Below are 4257 nucleotides of genomic sequence, written 5' to 3' on the forward strand. Positions count from 1 at the left end.
AAGACCCTCGGATGGAAGACCCCAGCAGAAGCCCTCAACGAGCACCTACTATCGCTCCAGATAGCCGGTGTTGCGACGACCGGTTGAGTCCAAGCAGTACACGAGCTTCCGGCTCGCCGAGCATCTGGACGCCGCCGGCATAGCCGCGTCCATCGGCTCGGTCGGCGACGCCTACGACAACGCCCTCATGGAATCGGCGATCGGCTTGTACAAACAATGCCGCGGAGTTAACGCACCATCCAGTACGTCAAGTTGATCTCAAAACGTCGGTGGGGTCAGCCACTCCGGGGCGAGGCGGTATCGCCCTCGCCCCTCCCTGACCAGCATGAACTGGTCGGCCCACCGATTGATCTGTGTGCAGAGGCTGCGATATTTCGGGGTCGTCGTGATCCCCAGCGCACGGCTGATCTCCACGGTGCGCCAGGCTCGGTGCGGATCGGTGCGTAGGAGACGGAGCGTGAGTTCCTTGAACCCCACATCCCGCGATGTGTCTCCCGGCCCGGGAATACCGACCTCACGGAGAGTGATGCTCATGGCGGTGATCCGCTGGCTGTTCTTGGGACGGGACTGCCCGGCAACGGTGTACTGGGAGATGGGGCACTTCACGAGGCGGGCGCTGGTTCGGGCGCGACGAAGAGGCAGCAGTCTGGCAAGTACGGCCCTGGTGACACCACGGGACATATCGGCGGGCGCGAGGATCCCTTCAGCAGTGACCAGCTGTTCCCGCACCGCGTGGAGCGCGATGGTGAAGCTTGCCCGGTCCGGATTCGTGCCCGGCCGGGACTCGACCGCATCGACCATCGCCCGTCGGGTCGTTTGATAGACGGTCAGCAACGCCCAGAGCTCCTGTTCCAGACCGACAGGGTCGGCCGACCGCAGGACCCGTCCGGTGAACAAGGTGTCCTTGAGCGCGAGGAAGGCCAGTTCGATCTCCCACCGCTCGTGATACAGGCTGACCAGCCGTTCGGCGGGGTCGGTGCGGTGGTCCAGGAGCGTCGTCACCAGCCGGTACCGATCACCGATACGGCTTCCGTCGGAACATTCTGCGGTCACGTCCGCTTCGATGATCCGGAAGGTGCGGCCCAGCAGCCGGGTGAGGTAGGAGCCGTCCGGCAGCACTGCCATCACCGCGGGCCGACGACGCAGCGTGATCCGTGCCAGCAGTTGTGCGCCGGTGTCAGCCACGTCGTTCAAGAACTCGTCGCCGGAGAAGTTGCGGTCTACGAGCAGCAGCATGCCCGGGTCGAGCAAGGGCAAGAGCCTTCGGGCGTATGCGGGTTCGCCGGTGTCCGTCGGCCCGAACACCGCACCCAGCAGGCCCCGGGTGCCGGTCTCGCACAGCGCCATCAAGCGGACGTGCGGATACCCCTCGACGCCTCGGTGACGGCGGGTCTTGCCCAGATGACCTCGGACACGGAGAGTGTCGGGAGCCTCCAGCGAACTGCAGCCATCGAAGGCGACCGTACGCCATCGCCGATAGCACACGCCTGGGGTGAAAGGACACGCCAACGGGCCGGCCACAACCTCGAACAGCTCCCGAAACGGCGCCGGACCAAGGCGGCGCCGGACCTCTCGCAACGCCTTCTCCGACGGAACCCACCAGGTCAGGGCACGCAGTCCGGCGATCATCTTGCCCCAGACACGCAGGTAGCCGGCCTCCGGAAAGAGACACAAGGCCAGGACGAAATACACCCCGACCCGCGAGGGCAGTCGGCGAATCCTTCGCTCCACCGAGCGCGTGCGCTGCAACACGTCGTCAACCAACTCGAAGGGCAAGTACTGCGTCAACTCGCCCAAATGACCTGGCGCGAAGACGCCAGAGGCAACCGTGACAGCGCGCGTGAACGTCGAAGTGGCAGACTGGTCGGACAACGGGATCTCCGCTCGCAGTGAGGACCTTGGTCGGCTTCACTGCTGTAACGGAGGTCCCGTTCTTCACGTCCCGCAACGACCATAGAGCTGATCAACTTGACGTACTGGATGGTGCGTTAACTCCGCGGCATTGCTTGTACAAAACCGAGTTTGCGCCGAACTGGACGACCGGACCGCGACAGGACCGGCAGCGGCCGCCCGCCACACCCTGCGGCTGCTCGCCCGCCGTATCCAGCACCTGACCGAGGAAATCGACGACCTCAACAAGCGGATAGCCCAGGCCGTCAAAGCCACCGTCCCGGGCCTGCTCGACGTCTACGGTGTCGGCCCGGACAGCGCCTCCGCCCTGCTCATCGCGGCCGGGGACAACCCCGAACGCCTCGCAAGCGAGGCATCCTTCGCCGCCTTATGCGGTACCAGCCCCGTCGAAGCATCCTCCGGCAAGACCCAGCGCCGCCGACTCAACCGCGGCGGTGACCGCCAGGCCAACGCCGCCCTCTATCGGATCATCCTCAGCCGCCTGCGCTGGGACCACCGCACCCAGGACTACCTGCAACGACGCCTCACCGAGGGCAAAACACGCCGCGAAATCATCCGCTGCCTGAAGCGATACATCGCACGAGAGATCTACCGGCTCATCGTCCCCACGAGGCAGGCGACCGACCAAGCAGACCCCGCACAAGCCACTGCTTGACATCCATAGGGGCATCAACACCTGTGCAGACAAGGGACCGGCGTCACACCGGCCGGGCGGCAGCGGCGCCGCTTTCACAAGCGCACATGGTGGCGCTGGATGGCAATGATCGCTCCTGTGAGGCTCTTGGTAGGGGCATGGGCTGGTGGTGGACTGGTGACGGAGCCGGGGGACGGCGAGCCCGGGATGCGTATGGGTATCGCCCGGCCGATTGGCGCGGCCCTTGCCCGGCCGCCACCGTGGCAGGTGCCCAGCTGCGGTGGGCCCCCGGCTCGTTGGACTGCAGGCGGTGGCCGTCGGCTCGATGGCGTCCCGCTTCGTGGTGTAGGGGATCAAGGCGCCGGAATCCGCAGGTCGGGGCCGGTAGCCCCGCTAAAACGAGGCTTCAACTCGCCCCAGCAGGGCACCGCGTGGACTGCCTCCTCCCTGGCGATCGTCATGGGCCTCGAACCGGAACGCGTAACGCTTGATCCCCTACACCACGACGCGGGACACGACCGTCGGCTCAGCGGAGATGACTTTCCTGCGCAGTGGCTGATGCCTTCGTGGGGGAGGCAGACGACGGCACTTCCCCCCGGGGAGTGGACATCTTGATCCGGCCTCTGACCCTGGGGCCGGGGAGGAGATGTCCCTTATGGTGATGAAGTTCTGCTCGCCGGAGTTCAAGGCGGACGCCGTTGCGCTGTACCTGTCTGATCCGGACCTGACCCTGGCCGGGGTCGCGGAGGACCTGGGCGTGAGCCGGGGCACACTGCGGGACTGGGTGCGGGCCGAGCGGTTCCGCCAGGGCGAGCTGGGCACGACCATGAGCACGACGAGGAAGACCAAGGAGCCGGCCACGGTGAGCGAGCCCACCCGCGAAGAACTTCAGGCCGAGATAGCGGCCCTGCGCACCGAGCTGAAGCAGGTACGCAAACAGCATGCGACGCTCGCTGAGGAGCGCGACATCCTGCGCAAGGCCACGAAGTTTTTCGCGACCGAGATGACCTGGTGAACCGCTGCCAGTTCATCGAGGACCACCGACAGACCCACGAGGTCCAGCGGTTGTGCCGACTCCTTGGGGTGGCCCGCTCCAGCTACTACAAGTGGCGAGAGGGGCGTGACGCCCGCGCCGAGCGCGAGCGGGCCGACGAGGACCTGGCCGAGAAGATCCGGGCCATCCACACGGACTCCGACGGGACGTACGGCGCCCCGCGGATCACGGCCGAGCTCCGTGACACCCACGGCATGGTGATCAACGAGAAGAAGGCCGCGCGCATCATGCGCAAGTTCCGCATCACGGGTGTGCGCCTGCGCAAGCGCGTGCGCACGACCGCGCCGGAGCCGGCACAGACGCCGGTGCCGGACCTGTTCAAGCGGGACTTCACCGCTGCCGCGCCGAACCTGAAGTACATGGGCGACATAACGTACCTGCCGGTCGGCGACGGCGAGCATCTCTATCTCGCGACGGTCCTGGACTGCTTCTCACGCCGGATCGTGGGCTAGTCGATCGCCGATCACATGCGCACCGACCTGGTCGCCGACGCGCTGACGATGGCCGCCGCCACCCGCGGCAGCCTGAGAGGCGCCATCTTCCACAGCGACCACGGGGCGCAACTTGGACTCAACCGGTCGTCGCAACACCGGCTATCTGGAGCGATAGTAGGTGCTCGTTGAGGGCTTCTGCTGGGGTCTTCCATCCGAGGGTCTTG

3 protein-coding genes and 1 pseudogene are annotated in these 4257 nt (G+C 66.2%); 3 read left to right on the forward strand and 1 reads right to left on the reverse strand.

Translation table 11 applies throughout. The features are described from left to right. Positions 1–258: 258 nt before the first annotated feature. The gene (locus ACZ7HQ_RS44870; protein ID WP_471003257.1) at positions 259–1872 is read right to left on the reverse strand and encodes an IS4 family transposase; all 1614 of its coding nucleotides are present in this window, start codon (positions 1870–1872) and stop codon (positions 259–261) included. 151 nt (positions 1873–2023) lie between these two features. Here ACZ7HQ_RS44870 and ACZ7HQ_RS44875 point away from each other — a divergent pair. From ACZ7HQ_RS44875 to ACZ7HQ_RS44885, 3 genes and pseudogenes are all read left to right on the forward strand, one after another. Then, a pseudogene (locus tag ACZ7HQ_RS44875) lies at positions 2024–2566 on the forward strand (transposase); the annotation flags it as partial. A gap of 634 nt (positions 2567–3200) precedes the next feature. After that, complete coding sequence (locus tag ACZ7HQ_RS44880; RefSeq protein WP_471003260.1) at positions 3201–3560, forward strand: transposase; 360 nt, start codon at positions 3201–3203, stop codon at positions 3558–3560. Then, a complete protein-coding gene (locus tag ACZ7HQ_RS44885; protein ID WP_471003263.1) occupies positions 3557–4051 on the forward strand; it encodes an IS3 family transposase in 495 nt (164 codons plus the stop codon). Before ACZ7HQ_RS44880 ends, ACZ7HQ_RS44885 begins: the two co-directional genes overlap by 4 nt. Positions 4052–4257 lie beyond the last annotated feature (206 nt).

The organism is Streptomyces sp. NPDC037290 (assembly GCF_055603245.1).